This window comes from Pelagihabitans pacificus, assembly GCF_009371985.2.
Taxonomy (GTDB): Bacteria; Bacteroidota; Bacteroidia; order Flavobacteriales; family Flavobacteriaceae; genus Pelagihabitans; species Pelagihabitans pacificus.
This window is the reverse complement of record NZ_VIKU02000005.1, coordinates 173603-193046: the sequence shown is the minus strand read 5'-3', so window position 1 is coordinate 193046 and position 19444 is coordinate 173603. Positions and strand designations below refer to the sequence as shown.

The 19444-nt window shown below is 43.7% G+C and carries 22 protein-coding genes; 11 read left to right on the top strand and 11 right to left on the bottom strand.

All coding sequences use genetic code 11. The features are described from left to right. Window positions 1–120: 120 nt before the first annotated feature. From rlmN to FK220_RS16255, 5 genes are all read left to right on the top strand, one after another. Window positions 121–1164 (top strand): 23S rRNA (adenine(2503)-C(2))-methyltransferase RlmN, encoded by a 1044-nt coding sequence (gene rlmN / locus FK220_RS16275; protein ID WP_152575403.1) that lies wholly within the window; start codon window positions 121–123, stop codon window positions 1162–1164. Between the two features lie 128 nt (window positions 1165–1292). Continuing rightward, entirely contained in the window at window positions 1293–2270 is a 978-nt protein-coding gene (locus FK220_RS16270; RefSeq protein WP_152575402.1) for a polyprenyl synthetase family protein, read from the top strand. Between the two features lie 116 nt (window positions 2271–2386). Beyond that, a complete protein-coding gene (locus FK220_RS16265) occupies window positions 2387–2950 on the top strand; it encodes an RNA polymerase sigma factor (protein ID WP_152575401.1) in 564 nt (187 codons plus the stop codon). Beyond that, window positions 2937–3707 carry a hypothetical protein gene (locus tag FK220_RS16260; protein ID WP_152575400.1) on the top strand — a complete coding sequence of 257 codons (771 nt, stop codon included), beginning with the start codon at window positions 2937–2939 and terminating at the stop codon, window positions 3705–3707. Before FK220_RS16265 ends, FK220_RS16260 begins: the two co-directional genes overlap by 14 nt. Before the next feature lie 137 nt (window positions 3708–3844). Then, complete coding sequence (locus FK220_RS16255; protein WP_152575399.1) at window positions 3845–4903, top strand: coiled-coil domain-containing protein; 1059 nt, start codon at window positions 3845–3847, stop codon at window positions 4901–4903. Between the two features lie 88 nt (window positions 4904–4991). Here the strand turns inward: FK220_RS16255 and FK220_RS16250 are convergent, their stop codons facing one another. From FK220_RS16250 to FK220_RS16235, 4 genes are read right to left on the bottom strand one after another with little or no spacing between them, the layout of a single operon-like run. Beyond that, entirely contained in the window at window positions 4992–5237 is a 246-nt protein-coding gene (locus tag FK220_RS16250; protein ID WP_152575398.1) for a zinc-ribbon domain-containing protein, read from the bottom strand. A 34-nt stretch (window positions 5238–5271) separates the two neighbouring features. Then, window positions 5272–6216, bottom strand: a complete 945-nt coding sequence (locus tag FK220_RS16245; protein ID WP_238719071.1) for a DUF4846 domain-containing protein — start codon at window positions 6214–6216, stop codon at window positions 5272–5274. 31 nt (window positions 6217–6247) lie between these two features. Next, entirely contained in the window at window positions 6248–6853 is a 606-nt protein-coding gene (locus tag FK220_RS16240; protein WP_166204963.1) for an SIMPL domain-containing protein, read from the bottom strand. A gap of 38 nt (window positions 6854–6891) precedes the next feature. Beyond that, a complete protein-coding gene (locus tag FK220_RS16235) occupies window positions 6892–7317 on the bottom strand; it encodes a hypothetical protein (RefSeq protein ID WP_152575396.1) in 426 nt (141 codons plus the stop codon). A 214-nt stretch (window positions 7318–7531) separates the two neighbouring features. Between FK220_RS16235 and dnaG the strand changes: the two genes are divergently transcribed. Then, the gene (gene dnaG / locus FK220_RS16230; RefSeq protein ID WP_152575395.1) at window positions 7532–9514 is read left to right on the top strand and encodes a DNA primase; all 1983 of its coding nucleotides are present in this window, start codon (window positions 7532–7534) and stop codon (window positions 9512–9514) included. 93 nt (window positions 9515–9607) lie between these two features. Here dnaG and FK220_RS16225 read toward each other — a convergent pair whose 3' ends face one another. Both FK220_RS16225 and nadE read right to left on the bottom strand, forming a co-directional pair. Beyond that, window positions 9608–10237 (bottom strand): response regulator, encoded by a 630-nt coding sequence (locus FK220_RS16225; protein ID WP_152575394.1) that lies wholly within the window; start codon window positions 10235–10237, stop codon window positions 9608–9610. Between the two features lie 166 nt (window positions 10238–10403). After that, window positions 10404–11192 (bottom strand): NAD(+) synthase, encoded by a 789-nt coding sequence (gene nadE / locus FK220_RS16220; RefSeq protein WP_152575393.1) that lies wholly within the window; start codon window positions 11190–11192, stop codon window positions 10404–10406. 71 nt (window positions 11193–11263) lie between these two features. Between nadE and gldB the strand changes: the two genes are divergently transcribed. Continuing rightward, window positions 11264–12247 (top strand): gliding motility lipoprotein GldB, encoded by a 984-nt coding sequence (gldB, locus tag FK220_RS16215; RefSeq protein ID WP_152575560.1) that lies wholly within the window; start codon window positions 11264–11266, stop codon window positions 12245–12247. 3 nt (window positions 12248–12250) lie between these two features. Continuing rightward, window positions 12251–12589: a gliding motility protein GldC gene (gene gldC, locus FK220_RS16210; protein ID WP_152575392.1), complete on the top strand. Its 339-nt coding sequence runs from the start codon at window positions 12251–12253 to the stop codon at window positions 12587–12589. Here gldC and FK220_RS16205 read toward each other — a convergent pair whose 3' ends face one another. The 3 genes from FK220_RS16205 to bla all read right to left on the bottom strand — a co-directional run bounded on the left by FK220_RS16205 (window position 12590) and on the right by bla (window position 15872). Then, the gene (locus FK220_RS16205; protein WP_152575391.1) at window positions 12590–13390 is read right to left on the bottom strand and encodes a DUF6503 family protein; all 801 of its coding nucleotides are present in this window, start codon (window positions 13388–13390) and stop codon (window positions 12590–12592) included. It abuts the gene before it with no gap. An 88-nt stretch (window positions 13391–13478) separates the two neighbouring features. Beyond that, complete coding sequence (locus tag FK220_RS16200; RefSeq protein ID WP_238719069.1) at window positions 13479–15101, bottom strand: alkaline phosphatase D family protein; 1623 nt, start codon at window positions 15099–15101, stop codon at window positions 13479–13481. A gap of 30 nt (window positions 15102–15131) precedes the next feature. After that, complete coding sequence (gene bla / locus FK220_RS16195; RefSeq protein ID WP_152575390.1) at window positions 15132–15872, bottom strand: subclass B1 metallo-beta-lactamase; 741 nt, start codon at window positions 15870–15872, stop codon at window positions 15132–15134. Window positions 15873–15923: 51 nt separating this feature from the next. Here bla and FK220_RS16190 point away from each other — a divergent pair, with 51 nt between their 5' ends. Next, on the top strand, window positions 15924–16304 hold the full coding sequence (locus tag FK220_RS16190; RefSeq protein ID WP_152575389.1) for a GTPase: 381 nt from the start codon (window positions 15924–15926) through the stop codon (window positions 16302–16304). 48 nt (window positions 16305–16352) lie between these two features. Here FK220_RS16190 and yihA read toward each other — a convergent pair whose 3' ends face one another. Further along, window positions 16353–16970, bottom strand: coding sequence for a ribosome biogenesis GTP-binding protein YihA/YsxC (yihA, locus tag FK220_RS16185; RefSeq protein WP_152575388.1), 618 nt, complete (start codon window positions 16968–16970; stop codon window positions 16353–16355). Between the two features lie 76 nt (window positions 16971–17046). Then, window positions 17047–17811, bottom strand: coding sequence for an alpha/beta fold hydrolase (locus FK220_RS16180; RefSeq protein WP_152575387.1), 765 nt, complete (start codon window positions 17809–17811; stop codon window positions 17047–17049). Window positions 17812–18036: 225 nt separating this feature from the next. Here FK220_RS16180 and FK220_RS16175 point away from each other — a divergent pair, with 225 nt between their 5' ends. Both FK220_RS16175 and rsmH read left to right on the top strand, forming a co-directional pair. Then, window positions 18037–18510, top strand: a complete 474-nt coding sequence (locus tag FK220_RS16175; RefSeq protein WP_152575386.1) for a division/cell wall cluster transcriptional repressor MraZ — start codon at window positions 18037–18039, stop codon at window positions 18508–18510. Further along, complete coding sequence (rsmH, locus tag FK220_RS16170) at window positions 18500–19393, top strand: 16S rRNA (cytosine(1402)-N(4))-methyltransferase RsmH (protein WP_152575385.1); 894 nt, start codon at window positions 18500–18502, stop codon at window positions 19391–19393. The genes FK220_RS16175 and rsmH overlap by 11 nt, the downstream gene beginning before the upstream one ends. Window positions 19394–19444: the final 51 nt, after the last annotated feature.

Below are 19444 nucleotides of genomic sequence, written 5' to 3'. Positions count from 1 at the left end.
CCTACCGCTGCTCCTAAAAAAGCAAGATTTTCTGGAAACCCAAAGCGAGTTTCCGTAAAACCTGAAGAATCCCTCTATCCGTCATCAAAAGATAAAGAGGGGTTTTTAGTTTCAAAGCGTATGCAGATCGAGAAGAAGAAAGACATCCGGGCCCTGACCAAAAATCAGTTAAGGGACTTTTTCGTGACGCAGGGCGACAAAGCCTTCCGCGGCAATCAGGTTTACGAATGGCTGTGGCAAAAATCGGCCCATTCGTTCGATGCTATGACCAATATATCAAAAGAGACCCGGGCACTGTTGGAAGATTATTTTGTAATAAATCATATTCGGGTCGATCAGATACAACGCAGCGAAGATGGCACCATCAAAAATGCGGTTCGATTACACGACGGACTGGTCGTCGAATCGGTATTGATCCCCACCAGAACCCGCACCACGGCTTGCGTATCGAGTCAGGTTGGTTGTAGTTTGGATTGTAAATTCTGCGCGACGGCACGCCTAAAGCGCATGCGCAATCTAAACCCCGATGAAATCTATGATCAAGTAGTCGCTATTGACAATGAAAGTCGTCTCTACTTCGACAGACCGTTAAGTAATATAGTGTTCATGGGTATGGGGGAGCCGTTGATGAATTATAACAATGTGCTGAAAGCGATCGATAAAATAACCTCACCCGAAGGTCTGGGCATGTCCCCGAAACGGATAACCGTCTCTACTTCGGGAGTACCCAAAATAATAAAAAAAATGGCCGATGAACAGGTAAGGTTCAACCTGGCGGTATCCTTACATTCCGCCATTGACGAGATTCGGACTTCAATCATGCCTTTTAATGCCACCCTCCCCTTGGCGGATCTCCGGGAAGCCTTGGAATACTGGTTCCAAAAGACCAAAAGTAGGATTACCTATGAATATGTGGTATGGCAAGGAATCAACGATACCCAAAGAGATGTCGATGCGCTGGTAAAGTTTTGCAGGTTTGCCCCTTCCAAAGTAAACCTTATCGAATACAACCCCATTGACGATGGAGAATTTCAGCAAGCGAGTGATAAGGCTATTCAGATGTATGTAGATACCCTGGAAAGAAACCACATTACCGTCACGGTACGCCGCTCCCGAGGAAAGGATATCGATGCCGCTTGCGGGCAATTGGCCAACAAGTCATGAATCTAAGTGGTATTCAATAGTAGTCAACCGGTAAAAATTGCCGATTACTGAATACTCTCTACCGTTTACTGTCATCTTTTCCCTAATTTTAACCTTCGCCGGAGAGATAAGAGGCTAAAGAGAACCTATTGAAAGTTGTATCGCAAATACGGGAGCCGATTGAGCACGAAATGGAGCTGTTTGAAACCAAGTTCCGCGATTCGATGTCTTCCAAGGTGGCACTCCTTAATCGTATTACTTACTATATCGTAAACCGAAAGGGCAAACAGATGCGGCCCATGTTCGTTTTTTTGACGGCCAAATTGTTGAACCAAGGGAAGGTCAACGAACGTACCTATCGGGGAGCATCGGTCATTGAGTTGATACACACCGCCTCCTTGGTGCACGACGATGTAGTTGACGAAAGCCATAAAAGAAGGGGATTTTTCTCAATCAATGCATTATGGAAGAATAAAATCGCCGTTTTGGTAGGTGATTACTTCTTCTCAAAAGGGCTCCTACTGTGTATTGAACACGATGATATCGATTTGCTCAAAATTATCTCCGTAGCCGTGCGGGAGATTAGCGAGGGAGAGCTATTGCAAATCGAAAAGGCAAGACGGCTCGATATTACGGAAGAGGTATACTATGATATCATACGCCAAAAAACGGCTACCTTGATAGCAGCGTGTTGCGCTATGGGAGCACAGTCGGTATCATCCGATAAAGATCAAGTAGCGGTATTCAGAAAATTTGGGGAACTATGTGGTATGGCCTTTCAAATTAAGGACGACCTCTTTGATTATGGGGAAGAACGAATCGGCAAACCTACCGGTATCGATATCAAGGAACAGAAAATGACACTCCCGCTGATTCATGTTCTCGGCAACTGCAATTCCAAAGAAAAGAAGTGGTTGATCAACTCCGTCAAAAACTACAACAAGGATAAAAAAAGAGTGAGGGAAGTAATCGATTTTGTCAAGCAACAAGGAGGGCTTGATTATGCCGTTCAGAAAATGTTATCCTTTAAGGAAGAAGCGTTGCAATTATTGGCCGTTTATCCTGAATCGGAATATAAGAGTGCCCTGGAATTGATGGTAAATTATGTGGTGGACAGAAAAATATAAACTCTTAGATAATTGATTTTCAGCATCTTAATGGAGCGATTAATTTTTTTCATACTACTAGGCAACTTTTTTAATGTTCGGTGCGTCTATCCAAATAGAAGATAACCAAAACCGTTTTGCAGATCATACATTTTTTTAAAAATGAAAAGCAGCTGATCAAAAAATCGGCATCGGGAAACCGCGAGGCGCAACAACGGTTGTACGATACCTATGCTTCAAAAATGCTCGGGGTCTGCAGGCGTTACGTAAAGGATGTCCAATTTGCCGAGGACGTGATGATCAACGGTTTTGTAAAGGTTTTTAAAAACTTGGGAAGTTTTAGGCATGAGGGAAGTTTTGAAGGCTGGATTCGAAGAATTATGGTTCGCGAGAGTATTTCCTACCTTAGAAAACAACAATTTGTAGTGTACGATGGGGAAATATATGAGGAGATGGCCCATAAGAGAGCGGTGACCGCTACTGAAATAGACGCGGAACATATCCAATCATTGATCGATACCTTGCCCGATGGGTACCGAACCGTTTTTGTACTGTATGCCGTAGAGGGGTACAAGCATCAAGAAATTGCAGAATTACTGGGTGTTTCGGAGAGTACATCAAAATCACAACTGTTCAAGGCAAGAAAACTGTTGCAAGAACAATTAAGAAAACAAAATATTATTGGTTATGGAACCGAATAAATTTGAAAAGCGCATTAAGGAGCAGTTACGACGACGGGAGATACAACCCTCGGTAAATGCCTGGGAAAAGATTTCCCATGAGCTGGATGCCGTCGAAGAACCAAAATACAAGGGTAATTTTTGGTGGGGCATTGCGGCAAGTGTAGCCGCTCTTTTGCTACTTTCACTATGGTACCTCAATACTACTAAATCTGTAGTGGTCGACGAACCACAAATCGTAACTACCCCTGCGAGCAAAGTGGAAAAGCCGTCTTTGGAAGGGGTGAAAAAGGAGACGAACACGGTCGAGGAAATCGTGGTAAAAGCTGCAGAACAGGGTATGGCCAAAACCGGCGAAACATCCCGGAATACCTCCCAGGAGCTATTTTTAAATGAGAAGGCCAGTACCGATTCCAATCCTTCAAAAGTTGCCGATGAGGTAGTGGAAAGTGCCGTGGTCGAAGCCGACATACAAGTTTTGAAAGATAATACAGAAAAATTCATCGATCTAAAGATTGCCGAGGTGCTGGCGAAAGTAGATGATTTGGAAGAGAACGATATTGTCCTAACGGAGGCCGAAGTAGATTCACTATTGCTACAAGCCCAAAGGGAATTGGTATCGAATCGGCTATTAAGAAACGATCAGACCGTAGATGCCATGGCTTTGTTGGCCGATGTGGAAGAGGAACTCGATCAATCGTTTCGGGATGAAATACTCGAAAAGCTAAAAACGGGTTTCCTTAAAGTGCGTACTGCGGTGGCCCAACGCAACGATTAATCCAAGCATAGTTAAAAGAACAAGTTACCCCATTGTGTAGCAATGGGGCAGGGAGAAGTTTATTCATCAATCACTAATCAAGCCTTCAATCCGACTCCCCCTTTCGGGGGTAAGGAGGGCTGTAAAAACAAGTACAAATGAGAACAATAACACTTTTTTTAATGGCATTACTGGTATCGAATATGTCTTCGCAACTGGTTGCCCAAGAACGTTATCAGGAAAGGATAGAGGAGCTGAAGACCCTGAAGGAAAAGATTACCCAACAGGAAAAGGAAGCCTTGAAAAGGGAAGTAGAAGATATCAATGACCGTCTTGATGAAGGGCTGATCAGTTTGGAAGAAGCGAAGGTGCTCAAGGAAAGTGCTGCCCAAAAAAGAGCAATGAACATTGAGGATCGAATTGCCATAGTCGATAATCAAATCGCTTTATTGGACCGCAACAAAGGAGAGGTGTTAAAAGAAAACTCGGAACTTTCCATTGTTAGCGATGGTGTCGGGTTCAGTATCAACGTAGACGGGGAGCCATGGCATGTATTTGAAAGAAGGCAACCACGTTACGATCGGCGCACCTATTCGGATTTCGTGGTCGCAGTCGGACTTAACAATGCCATTATCGAAGGGCAGTCCCTAGAAGATTCTCCCTATAAAATTGGAGGTAGTAGGTTCTTTGAACTAGGTTGGAACTGGCGAACACGCGTATTTCAGAATTCAAATTTCATGCGGTTCCATTATGGGATATCCTTACAGTTCAATGGTCTAAAACCAAAGGATAATCAATATTTTGTGGTCACTAATGGGGAAACTTCGCTACAGGAATTCGATTTTGACCTCAGGAAGTCCAAATTCCGTATGGATAATCTTGTATTTCCGGTGCATTTCGAATTTGGACCCTCAAGAGTATCCGAGACCGAAGACCGTATTCGCTATTCCATTCACCGGAAGTTTCGTTTGGGAATAGGGGGTTACGGCGGTTTTAACCTAGGTACCCGTCAAAAGTTGAAATACACCCGTGATGGGGATAACGTCAAGGACAAGTTGAAGCGAGGGTACAACACCAGCGATTTTGTCTATGGGCTTAGTGGCTACATAGGCGTCGGTGGGGTGCAACTCTACGCAAAGTATGATCTAAGCCCCATTTTTAAGGATGCAGCTATCGAACAACATAATATTTCCTTGGGGCTTCGGTTCGATCTGTAAAAAAAAATGGTGATTCGCGTAAAGCTAAATCTTCCCAAAACCTCTGGATGGTTTTGGGAAGATTTTCTGTATCTGGGCGGTAGCAATTTCATTTGCCTTCCATGGCGGTCCGCATCGCCTCCGTGAATTCTTCTTGATAAAAGACCCTTTTGCAATGCGAGCACTCCGCCATCCTATAACTGGATATTTTGAAAATCCGTATCCAGAAAAGATGAAACCAATTACTGGTTCGTGAGACGGTCATCGTTCCTTGCTGCCCACAATAAGGGCAGTTTACGCCGTTGAGTTGTTTTATTTCAGTCTTGCCTGGCCTCGTTCCGAAAAAGAGAATCATCTATCGCTCATGGTTTGCTTAAAGATATCGAATCTCAAAATCGTTTCAAATCCCTCCATTCGAAAATCCATTCGGGGGTAGTCACCTGATCAGCTGTTTCGGCACGGTACCAAGGGCTTAGGGTATCGTCATTCGGATTTGTTAAAACCTGTATTTCTTGGGCGGGCATGTAGCTTTGTGCCAGGAGAAATATTTTTTCACCCGTGTTCGGATGGCTGGCCAAATCTACCACAATAACCGCATGGCCGGGAAAACCACCTTGTATGAAAACATCCCCGATTTGAAGTTCGTACGGGCTTATGGATACGAGCTCCTTCTCGAGCGAAGCGGTACCGGCGTAGCTGAAGACCATTTCGAGATAGTTCCAAAAATCTTCCGGCCGGTCGGAGGGCCGGGCTTTTTGTTTCCAAAATACACGATTGCCATTGACCACAATGCGCTTGCCCTTGCGCCACTCGGCATAGGCAGCATTGAATCCGTTGGTAAAATTGAAATGGATGCTGTCGTACTTTTTTTCCTGATAAAGATAGTCGGCCCGTAATCGAATGATGGCATCGGCACACTGATGCAGGTCTTTTTTTCCAATAGGAAGGGCTACTACGGCCTCGTAAATGGCTGAATTGGGTTTGACTTCCCCATTGTAATACAGTACGGGGGCATCCGGCTCCTTTAAGGGGAGATTCCTCAGGAAATACCCAAAAGAGGAGCTATCGACTGCTACTTTTTCAAAACCTTTAGGTGTTTCGAAGCGAGAGAAGATGGTAGGCCCGTTCGGGTTCATAAAGGAAGTCCCTAGGTTTTCGTTCGCTTGCGCCTCAGTCTGTACTTTCTTCTGTGACACCGAATATCGGCAGCCGGGTACAATGAAGGAAAAACAAACCAGCAATAGACCTAAAGTAACGTGCTTTCTGTATACCATTCCTAATGAATAAAAAGAACCCTGTTCGAACTCTCCGGGAAAACGATTTTTCTTTCCCAAGTAAACAGGGTATTTAAACAACCAACTAGTTTTATAATAGTTCAAAGGAAACCGAGATGTAATATTCCCTTGACTCGAAATTACTTCCATAATATAATGACTCATTGATTTTGGTACTGTTCGAGTCGTTAATGGAAATCGCCTTCCCAACGGTTCTTCCAATTTTTTTGGCAATTGCCTCCGCCTTCTTTTTCGCATTCCCATAAGCTGCTTTCGCATATTCGGCCATTTGCTCTTCCGTCAGCACCGTCTTTAGGGTAGCATCTGATTTCGTCACACCGATGGACTTCACCTTCAGGAATTTTTTCATTTCCTCCAGTGAGTTCGTCTTGAATTCTATAATGGTTCCTTCCTTGTCATACCCCATAAGGGCATAGTAAAGATCGTCTTCGGTTAAACGGTCGCTACTAATGCCTACTTTGGCTAACTTGTCCAGATAGCCCGATTTTATTTCAGACATACCCATCGTCTGTGTATCATAGTAGACATTTGCAAGGCTGACAATCATTTTAGAAGAATACTCGGGTGTGATACTGTATGTATGAACACCACTTACCGAGATTTGATTTTGATTGGTCTGTGCCATCATACCCATACTGCTCAAAATGAAGATGATACTCAAAATTCCTTTTTTCATGGTCATTGCTTTTTAATGGTTTTATAAAATGAATGCTGTTAAGTGATCGTGAATAGGAAGGAGGCGATAATCATCCACGTTCCAACGACTAGGCCTAAGATACCTAATTTGCCCTGTTTAGGGGCAATTTTAGCCCGTAGCTCCTCTGCCTTGGCCTTCGCGGCCTCATTTTTTGACAAAAATAGTTTGTTCATGAGCCCCGCCCCAAGCATGAAACCCAAGGTGGCTAAAACACTATTGCCCACCAAAAAGGTTATCCAATAGATTGGCGCTACGGAAAGCCAACCCAAGTTCATTATGGCGTTTATGACACCCCACACCCCCCAGAAGCAAAATACGATACCGATCCAGCCCTGATACGGTTCGATTTTTTCCAATAACTCTTTGGCGTTCGGTTTTTTTGCCAATATCAAGGATGGCACGGCAATAATGCTTAATAGTACTAATGAAATTCCCCAGATCATACGATTGTTTTTTAGATTGTTAAAGGTTTTACCGACATAGTTCGGCGGTTAAATTTCGATGGTACAAAGTTGTGGGGTTCCTGCCCTTTTCCCTACCCTTGACATAGGGAAAATACACCCCCTGAAAAAGGGGATATGAACTTTTGGAAGCTTGGATTTTAGCTTATATTTACCGATACTGATGAATTGAATTATTCTTAGGGCCCTATACAATTTGATTTCTAAAGCTACCATAGACCAAGTATATGAGACCGCTCGATTAGAGGAGGTTATTGGCGATTTTGTACAGTTAAGGAAATCGGGTTCCAACTTCAAAGGTTTGAGTCCGTTTACCGATGAGCGTACTCCTAGTTTCATGGTTTCCCCCGTAAAGCAGATTTGGAAAGACTTTAGTAGTGGTAAAGGAGGTAACGTCGTAGCCTTTTTAATGGAGCACGAACATTTTACCTACCCAGAGGCAATAAAATACCTGGCAAAAAAATATAATATCGAGGTCGAGGAGACCGAACGAACCGACGAACAGAAGCAGGAAGCTAACGAACGGGAGAGCATGTATTTAGTTTCTGAGTTCGCACAACGGCACTTTTCCGAAATGTTATGGGATACTGAATTGGGAAAGGCGATAGGGCTGACCTACTTCAAAGAGCGGGGCTTTACCGATGACACCATCAAAAAATTCGGGTTGGGTTATTGTTTGAATCAATGGGACGGATTTACGAAGGCGGCCCTTGACAAGGGATATCGGTTGGATTACCTCGAAAAGACTGGTCTTACCATCGTAAAGGAGAATGCCAATGATTCCAGCAATCCGAAAACCTTCGATCGTTTCAAGGCGCGTGTGATGTTTCCCATTCACTCAATGAGCGGCAGAGTGCTTGGGTTCGGAGGGCGAATATTGACCAACGACAAGAAAGCGGCCAAATACCTAAACTCACCGGAAAGTGCCATTTACCATAAGAGCAAGGTACTGTATGGAATCTATTTCGCGAAACAGGCAATAGCCAAAGAAGACAATTGTTATTTGGTGGAGGGATATACCGACGTGATTCAATTGTATCAACGCGGCATTCAGAATGTGGTCTCCTCAAGTGGTACAGCCCTCACCCCGGAACAGATTCGATTGATCAATCGATTGACCAAAAATATTACCGTACTGTTCGACGGCGATGCGGCCGGACTCAGAGCTTCCTTACGGGGAATCGACCTCATCCTGGAACAGGGCATGAATGTAAAGGTATGTTCGTTTCCGGAGGGAGAAGATCCGGACAGCTTTGCGAAGGACAACGAATTGGAAGAGGTGGCCGCCTATTTGGAGCAAAACAGCAAAGATTTTATCCAGTTCAAGGCCCATCTTCTCGCCAGGGAAGCTGCCAATGATCCGATAAAAAGAGCCGATACGGTTCGTGACATCGTCAATAGCATTGCCAAAATCCCCGACGCGATCAAGAGGGAGATTTATATTCAAGAGTGTGCCCATATTATGAACGTATCGGAGGCCGTACTCTTCAGCACCTTGGCTCAAATAGGTAAAAAGGAGATTACCGATGCGGCTAAGGAACAAACCCAGCGACAAAAGGCTTTTGAGGTAGTCAAAAATGAGGCCAGTGTTGAAAAAGTAGACGTGCAATACGAGTTAGAGCGTAAAATTATTGAGATGCTGTTATTGTATGGTGATAAGGAAGAAGCGTTCGAAGATTTGGTACTCAAGGAAAATGACCAAGGTAATTTGGAATTGGAACCCGAGTCAGTGGTAGCAAAAGTATATGAAAAGATTTATCTTGATTTACAGGAAGATGAAATTGAATTGGCCAATGCGCATTTTAGGGAAATTTACTATAAGCTTATCGAAGAATTAAATGCCAATGAGGACTTTTCGATCAACAGTTTTATGACCGAATTGGACCAAGAAACGATTTCGGAGATTTCATCCATTTTGATGGAAGAGGAGAAATATCGTTTACATAATTGGGAGCGAAAAGATATTTATCCGAAAGGGAAAAAAACGGGGGTGGCACAACTGGTAAGTGAGACTATTTTGACCTTGCGCTGTTTTTTGATCAAAAAGAGAATGGCATCGCTACAAAAAAACACCCAAGAGGAGACCGAAAGCGATAATCGGGAAACCTTGGAGGAGATTATGAACTACCTGAACTTGAACAAACTGCTCAACCAAAAACTGAATAGGGTACTTTCTTGAATTGGGTCTGTCACCTTTCCGAATAGGGACCTTTTGGCAATAAAAAAAAGCCTCCATTAAAGAGGCTTTTAAGAATTATTTTCGGTCGATCAACTAGTAGAGCTCCAAAGCCTTTGCTTGCTGTAGCAGGTCTACCATGTTGTCTACATTTAATTTTTTCATTAAACGTGCTTTATAGGTGCTTACCGTTTTTTCATTTAAGTTGAGGCCAAGTGCAACATCTTTGTTACGTTTCCCACTTGCCAACAACTTCAACACTTCGACTTCCCTAGAAGACAGTTTTCTAAAAAATCTTCTTGGTTTCTGCGTTCCTTCGTCGAAGGCGAGACGTTGTGCCAGTTCATTGGTGATGAACATGTTGCCTTCCGCGACTTTGCGCACGGCGGAAATTAAATAGTCAATATCGGACGCTTTCGATAAGTAACCAAAAGCCCCTGCCCTGATAGTGCTTAATGCATATACATCTTCAGACTGGCCACTGTACATCAATACTTTGACATCCGGAAACTCTTTCTTTATTTTTCTAAGTGCCGCAATACCGTTAACTTCTGGAATATCCATTTCTAACATGACGACATCCGGGGTCACTTTATCCAATTTCGCGAACAATTCCTCTGTGGTCGCAACGTCATCGATTACTTCTATGCCAGACGCCGCTTCTAGCACATGTTTTACGCCCATCCGTATAATCGGGTGATTGTCGGCGATAATTACTTTAATCATAATACAGGTTTATATCTATTTGGTATGTTGGTCGCGTGTCCACTAATACTGACATGCAATGTAAGGCTTAATGCTTTAAATCTTTATCAAAAATGCATTTTTTTTTGCACAATTTATCAATTTTAATATTTTATTCGACTATACCACAATAATTTAGGATAAGATGTCATAAAAATGACGTCGGAATCTTACAAACGGGTATTGGCACCATTTTGTGCCGATTTGCCTTGTTCAATCTGGTAAATATAAGAAAAACTTCCTTTTCCCTGCCTAAAAAGTCATCGGCCGTTTTTCCTTCGTCCTGCATTTTCATAGCCCACTCAAGTTCGGGATAGGAAGCACCGATTTGATCTTCATCCGTTCGGTCATCGCCCCAAAGTCCGTCGGTGGGTGGCGCCTTCATAATTTCTTCGCTCACACCGAGAAATCTCCCTAGCTCGTATACCTGTGTTTTTAGTAAATCTGCAATTGGGCTAAGGTCTACACCACCATCCCCGTATTTGGTATAAAAACCAACGCCAAAATCCTCCACCTTGTTACCGGTGCCTGCGACCAGATATCCCTTTAGCGCGGCAAAGTAATAAAGTGTGGTCATCCGAAGTCGTGCCCTGGTGTTTGCCAATGACATGAATCGCTCTTCTTCGTTCTCCACCGTAGGAAGGGCATTGACGAAACTATCGAAGATTGGGGTAAGGTTTACGGGTTGTCTTTGTACATTTTTAAAATTTTCCTGAAGCCAATCAATATGCCGGGACGCTCGGTTAACCTGATTTTCGGCTTGGTGTATGGGCATTTCAATACAAAGAAGATCGAGTCCCGTTTTGGCGCAGAGTGTGGAAGTAACGGCCGAATCAATGCCACCGGATACTCCAATGACGAAACCCTTTATTCTGGCATTGGTTGCATAATCCCTTAACCAATCTACAATGTGATTTACTACTTTTTCGGTTTGCATAGAAGAACGTATGATTTAAAAACAATTAACTTTGCCACCGTAAAAATAAAGTGTTCATGCCTAAAAGGAAAATGAAGCGACCGTTTCTTGGGAACATCTCCAAGCTTTTTGTGATTCTGACAACAATAGCGATGTTTTTTGGTTGTAATGATGATCCAAAAGTATCGGAAGAGGTAGCCAAAATACCATTGAACTTAGAAGTTTCCCGTTTTGATCTGGAATTCGATGGCGCCAAGGCCGAGGATATTCCAAAGCTTAAAAGAAAGTATCCGTATCTTTTTCCCGAACAATTTGCCGATAGTGTTTGGGCCGCCATGTTGAGCGACTCATTACAACTAGTGCTTCGCTCCGAAGTAAAAAAGGCATTTCCGGACTTTAAGGAACAGCGAAAGGGTTTGGAGCTCCTTTACAAGCATATTCGCTATTATTTTCCGCAGCAAAAAGTACCAAGGATTATCACGGTAACCAACAACGTAGATTACCAGAATAGGATTATTGCCACGGATTCGTTAGTCCTTATCGGGTTGGACAATTATTTAGGTTCAGGGCATGAATTTTATCAGGGAATGTCCAATTACCTTGCAAAAGGCCTGGAAAAACGGTTTTTGGTATCGGATGTAGCCTCGGCTTTTGCAAAATCCGTGGTGCCCAAACCTCGAGAGCGTAGTTTTTTGGCCCAGATGATTTACTATGGAAAGGAACTGTATCTGAAGGATAAATTGATGCCATTGGCTTCCGATGCCGTGAAAATCGGTTATACCGAGGATCAGTTGGTTTGGGCAGCGGCTAATGAAGAACCTATATGGCGTAACTTTGTCGAGAACGAATATTTGTATAGTACCGATACCAAATTGAATCCAAGATTTTTGGATCTCGCCCCGTTCTCCAAGTTCGGTCTGGAACTTGATAATGAATCTCCCGGCCGTATTGGTCGGTACATGGGTTGGCAAATTGTTAGGGCCTTTATGGAGAAGAATTCCGTTAGTCTTCAACAATTACTTAACCTGCCAGCGGACGAAATTTTTAAGAAAAGTAACTATAAACCTAATAAATAAGAAATGTCAAAGCTTCATACGTCGGAAATAACGCTCCGGGTCGGGTTGGATGAAAATAGGGTGCCGGAACAGCTGACCTGGTCGGCCCAGGATGGTGGTGTGGATAATGAGGAGGCCAAGGCCATGCTCTTATCGGTTTGGGACAGCAAAAACAAGGAATCGTTAAAAATCGATTTATGGACCAAGGACATGCCGGTCGACGAGATGAAGATTTTCTTCCATCAAACTTTGGTGTCGCTGTCCGATACCTTTATGAAGGCGACTCAAGATGAAAAAATGACCGCAACCATGAAGGATTTTTGCGACTATTTTGCGGAAAAAATGGACTTGAAAGAAAAATAATCAGTTTTTTAGATTCATCACATCTTCCGTGATAATTCTGGAAAGCGCTTTCAACCTCCCCTCTTCGTATAGTTTGGGAAGTTCTTTTAGGGGAGTCCCGATAGGGGCTTCATAATTAATATAATCCTGGAACCGAATACCATCTATATTCCTAGGGTTGTACGCGGCACGAAAGCGAACCCCGCCATCGTTGGTGCTATAGCTATAGGCCAAATAGTCGACCGTTTTGGTATCTTGGTTGATCCAATAATGAAATTCGTCATCAAAGTCTTTTCCTCCGCCCTCTTCTTGAAAAGTAATTCCCAAAATATCGTAAGGGTTATTTTTGATAGTCGTCGTTCCCAAGTAGGTTCTGTTCACCGCAGGATCGGCCAGTTTATGGGGAAGGGTAGCGAAATAGATGACTGAGTTGAGTGCTTCGGAATATTTGGCCACGTCTTTTTCCGAGAGTGAAATAATGTTGTTGTCTATCCGTCGGGTTAGCCGTCCATTTTCAAGGGTATCATAAATCTCGTCCCCGTTTTTAACGCTTTTTACGGTATAGATATAGCGGCCTTTGTCGTTACGGAAAGTATACCGTTTATTGCGAAACGTAAACGCATAGTGCGCCTTGTCGTACAACTCACCTCCGTGCGCCGAGATGGTCTCCTGTGTGAGTATGTCGGCTCGATTTTTCTTCGTTGCGTCTTGATTTTTCGCTGGAATCGCTTCTTCGGTCACCGTTTTTTTTGAAGCATCCTTTTGGTTGCAGGAGATGAATAGTATGGGTACTAATAAAAAAATAAGCCTGGTCGTATTCATCTATATTCCTTTACTTCCAAAATAAGACGCATTTACTGCGGGATACTTACGTGTGATAACCATTTTTTTGATGTCAAAATCTACTGGCTCACTCCAAACCGATGGTAATCGGCCAACCTTCAAATTGTTGGGCGTCGACCTTGGTTACATCTACGTACCGCGGCCAGCATTCAAAAGTAACCTTTCTTTCGATTTTATCGAATCGGATTAGTCCGTAACCCCCTCCTTTTGAGGGTGACTCCGGATTCACATAGGCCATCATTGTTATTTTATTATCGAAACCATCCAGGTAATCGCCCGTCCAGGGGAGGGTAGTGTTCGGATTTGGGTTAGCGCCCGATTTTTCATCTTCGGGCCACCACCATCGGCTATAATAATCGTTCACGATAGCGGGAACCACGAAGGCCCAAGGGCCGTCGCCAAATTTATGAATGCCATGCCTTATGACGGTTGCAAGATGCTGATCGCCGGCAATATGCACTGCCTTTGCTTTTTGGATCAGTTCCAGCGCTTTCTTACGTCCGCTTTGGGGCCAACCGTTACTGTCCAAATCGGCATGCAATCGATTATCCAAGCTGCCGTGGATGTGTGCGCCACCACAGAACCCGGTTTGTGAGAGAACTACTTTGGGCATTTCGGCACGCCGGCTACCCCAATCTTCCAAGAATTCCAGTTGTCGGTCTCCTAGAAGGGTAAGTCCGGGGAGGTCGATGGAGGAAGGATCATAATCAGGATTTCTAATATGATCGGGCCTGGGTCCCTGCTGGGGAATCTTGCCTTCGGGACCTGACTTGAATTTTCGGTCTTCCAAAATGGCAAAATCGATTCCTCCCAGAATTAAGTTGGTATAGTACACGCCGATTCCCCTTTCGATTGGTGTGGGGTCATAAGGGTCGGGCAAATGGGCTGTCTGGCATCGTTCGACCATTTTTACATATTCGGGATGGTACCGATAGCCCCCATCCGGACTTCCTTGCGAAGTGGATATCTTGCCGTTTTCACCCCAAAGATTTCCTTGACCGATATCATGATCATCCGGGATTGTAATACAGGGTCTGTTTCGAAAGGTTTCCCTGAATTGCAACCCAAATTTCAACCAGGCCGCCGTGTGCTCCGTATGATCATACGACTGATCGCCAGCGAAAAAGATAAGGTCTGGATTTTGGTAGTTGATGTTGCGCACATAGTTTTCCCGCATTCCCCTATCCTTGTTCGAATTGCAGGAAAGGGCCGCCAGTACGATTTGTTCCTTATCCCTGGGGTCCTTTCTAATACGTCCTTCAAATGTTGCCTTTTCCCCATGTCGTATTCGATAGTATATGTCTTTAGAAGTGTCCCAACCCTTGATACGGAAAAGGGCGGACCAACCCAGGGGATTTACTTCCTGTTGTTGTATTTCCTTCCAACCATCATTTTCCTTTATTTCGAGACGCACTACCTTGGTTTCCTCCGGGTAGAGCGGATACAGTTGTGCGCTTAGTTTTAAGGTGTTGTTCGATACGGTGTAGAGTCCAAAAGCTACCACACTGTCCCGATTTACCTTCAAGTTGATAATCGGATTGTCGGCCCTGTTCCACCAGTCATTAATGGCCAAGGTGTCAACCTCGGAAAACGGGGCTTCCGGCGGTTTTGGGTTATTCTTTTTGTGGGTACAGCAAATGATACTCATCAAAAGCAGTGCTGCAAAGACATATTTGTAATTCATCATCATCTGTTTTCAATTAAACTAAGGCAATCCGACTTACTCTCTTTCGAACAGTTTTTCCGTATAATCCAACAACTCCATGCCACCGGAGGGCCCGTGTCCGGGAACAACGATTTTGAGATCTGGATAGGAATTCCTTATTTTCTCGATGGTGGTACCCCATTGCTCGACATTGGCATCGGCCAGATTACCCTTGCTCGCATTCATTGATTTCACCATGCATCCACCGTAGAGTAACTCCTCTTCCGGTAGGTAGGTTATAATATTGTCCGAAGTATGGGCAGGTCCCAAAAATCGGTTGATTACAGTGGTCTTACCAATTTCAAGACGTAATTCGTTGTCAAAACCATTCTGTGGAACCGTACTCCCTCGTTCCTTCGCCAAAGATAGGGTCGCGTTATTGGCATAGGAGGTAATGTTTTTTTGGTGAAATGCCTTTAGCCCCCCGAGACAATCCCGATGAAAATGATTGGCGACCACGGCGTGCAATCGATGGTCCCGTTGTTCGGTAATCCATTGGATTAATTCCAATGAGCTGGTTTGGTCGACAGGGGTGTCGATAACTAAAGCCTGTTTATCGTTTAGATAAACAAGGCCGTTACAAGCCACTTTTCCATACTCCTTGGTTTTCAAGAACGAAATATGCACATAGCTATTTTCCGAAAGGGCTATGACCTTCAGGTTGTCCGAACTATAGGCCACTACTTTTTCTTGGGACATGCAAAATGTTTGGGATAAGACGACAAGAATAAAGAGAGTGGTCGTTTTGAAATTCATGGAACCCAAGTGATTTTATGCTTTATAAAGATAAACTATTACCTTTCAAATATGGAATCGAACACAGCTCAAAAACTCATCTTCGTCTATAATTCCGATGCTGGTTTTCGGAATAGGGTAGTCGATAGTGCCCACAAAATTTTTAGCCCGAGCACCTATGAATGTAGTCTATGCAACATTACCTACGGTACCTTTGCGGAGAATAGGGGGTGGCGACAATTTAGACGGCATTCCGATTTGCAGATGGCGTTTCTGCATCGTGATGAATTTTCAAAGGCCTATAAATCAAAGTTCGGATATAAGTTTACTTTTCCGATCGTGTTGGTTGAAAGTAGTCATGGATTGGATATTCTGATAAGAACCGAGGAGTTGAACGCCCTAAAAAAGGTAGAGGAACTCATCGTTTTGATTAATGAACGTACCGCAGGGTGAAATTCCTGGCAGCAAATCCCGAAAGTAGAAACTTGAAGTTTTTTTATCCTATTTAGCGTTTTCCTCGAAGAAGCCAGAATTGATTTCGTCGATAAAACGAAGTAGTTCTTCCCGTCCGATTCCCTTCGATGAAGAGGTGATAAAGTATTTTGGGGCTTCTTCCCAAGCACCTTCCAATAGTTCCTCCAGATACGCGCTCACATTGTTTTCGATCATGACCGGTTTTAATTTGTCGGCTTTGGTGAAGACAATACAGAAAGGTATGCCGTTTTCGCCTAGCCATTCCATAAAATCCATATCTATTTTTTGAGGCTTGTGACGAATGTCAACCAGAACGAAGGAACAAACCAATTGCCTTCGTTGCTCAAAGTAGTTGGTTATGTATTTCTGAAATGTCTTTTTGCTTTTTTTTGAGACCCTCGCATAGCCATAGCCCGGCAAATCGACCAAAAACCAGTTGCCATTGATCTTGAAATGATTGATAAGCTGTGTTTTTCCAGGTCTTCCCGAGGTTTTGGCCAGACTTTTACGATTGGTCAACATGTTGATCAAGGAAGATTTCCCTACGTTGGATCGCCCGATGAAAGCATATTCGGGCAAGGGCTCCTTAGGGCATTTTGCCACATCGGAATTGCTCATGATGAAGTCGGCGGACTTGATTTTCACGATTCATTGTTTTTCGGGGTATCTAGTTTTGGAAAGGCGGAAATTGGAAGCCTGAAACTAAAATTTTGATCTTGGATCAAAAGCCCCTCTTTTCCAACCAGGCATCCAAAATTCTATTAAACTCTTGGGGGTGCTCCATCATGGGGGCATGGCCACATTTATCGACCCAGAACAAATCGGAATCGGGCAATAATTCGTGGAAAAGCTCCGCAACATCCGGAGGGGTAACCCCATCATTTTTACCCCATATGATACAGGTCGGGGTTTTCATCTTTGGCAAGTCTTTTGCCATGTTGTGGCGAATGGCACTTTTTGCAATGGCCAGGGTACGGATGACCTTGTTACGGTCGTTCACGGTTTCAAAAACCTCGTCCACGATTTCCTTGGTAGCCACTGCGGGATCGTAGAATACATCCTGGGCTTTCTTTTTGATAAAATCGTAATCGCCACGTCTGGGGTATCCATCCCCCATGGCGCTTTCATATAATCCCGAACTTCCTGTAATCACCAAGGCCTTGACCATTTCAGGATACATTTTGGTATGCAATAGCCCAATATGACCCCCAAGGGAATTGCCCAAAAGTATCACATCTTTCAGTCCTTTGAACTCGATGAATTTTTCCAGGAATTTGGCGAATTGCTTTACGTTGGTCTTCATGACCGGCATGTCGTAGATCGGTAATTCGGGAATCAATACTTTATAACCTTTCGGGGGGAAGTACTCGGTAACCCCATGGAAGTTACTCAAACCGCCCATGAGTCCATGTAGTATGATAATAGGGGCACCTTCCCCTATTTCGATATACCGGTATTTTCCTTCGGTGATTAGTTTGTCTTCCATTCAGGGAACTGCGTTGGCTTTATCGGCAAATATAGGTATTTAACACAGAATAGTAACAAATCGGGACGTATCCTTCTTTACAAAAGAGACATCGTTTTTTCCCTCTTTGGCTGCCAAAATACACAGTAATGCCACAAAAATTATCAACAAAGTGGTAATTTGTGGTAAAATGTGGTAATAAAATTTGTAGTTTTGAGTTATTAAACCAAAAACCAACCATTTAAGGTGATAAACTTCATTGGGTCATATGATTGTAAAGCTGATGCCAAAGGTAGGATAATGCTGCCTGTTGCGCTAAAGAATCAGATGTCTCCCTTGTTAAATGATGGTTTTGTCTTAAAAAGGGCGGTTTTCAGGCCTTGTTTGGAACTCTATCCCATGCAAGTATATAATGCCATGATGGAAAAGATGAACCAGAAAAACCGTTTCCTTAAAAAGAACAGTGACTTTATCAGACGGTTTACCGCAGGTGTGAAAATGGTCGAAATCGATAGTACCGGGCGTTTGTTGATTCCAAAAAATCTGATCGAGGTGGCCCACATTAAAAAAGAGGTAGTGCTTAGTAGTGCCATTAATATGGTAGAGGTATGGGATAAGGAAAGCTATGAAAAAGTGTTGGATGAGACGGCCGTCGATTTTGAAGCTTTGACCGAAGAGGTGATGGGAACGGAAGGTGATACGAACGACGATGTATCATAATCCGGTTTTGCTGAAAGAGTCCGTCGACGGACTCAACATTAAAAAAGATGGAATATATGTAGATGTCACCTTCGGTGGCGGAGGGCATTCCAACGAAATATTAAAACGGCTGGGAGACGGCGGAAAGTTGTTTGCATTCGATCAAGACGAAGATGCCTTGGAAAATGCCATTGACGATGACCGGTTTACATTGATCAATGAAAACTACCGCTACATCAAACAGTTCTTAAAGTTCTATGGCATTCGAAAGGTAGATGGTATACTAGCAGATTTTGGAGTATCCTCGCATCAGTTTGATCAAGCCGAGCGGGGCTTTTCAACCCGTTTCGATGCGGATCTCGATATGCGAATGAACCAACGGAATCCGATTTCGGCCTACGAAGTGGTCAATGAATATTCCTATGACGACCTGAGAAGGGTGTTGTTTGAATATGGTGAGCTACGAAACGCCAATGCGATGGCAAAAACGATCGAAGAAGTAAGGGTCAAGGCGCCTATCAAGACCACGGCCGAGTTAAAGGCCGTTTTGAAGCGTTTCTTGCCCGGTGCCAAAGAGCATAAGATTTTGGCCCAGGTATATCAGGCCATTCGTATCGAAGTAAATCAGGAAATAGCCGCGATCAAGGAGTTTTTACTCCAGATACCGGATTTGATGGAGGTTGGTGGCAGGATCAGTATGATCAGCTACCATTCCCTTGAAGATCGTTTGGTGAAACGATTTATCAGATCTGGAAAATTCGAAGGGGAGGCCGAGCAGGATTTTTATGGAAACGTCAAGGTGCCCTTTAAAAAAGTCGGCCCCTTGGTAGTGCCGACCAAAGAAGAGATAGCGGCGAACAACAGGGCCCGAAGTGCCAAGTTGAGAATCGCCGAAAGAATATGAAATGACAGGAATTGTTTTCAGTCTTAAGCAATCCTGTTTGAAATCAAAAGG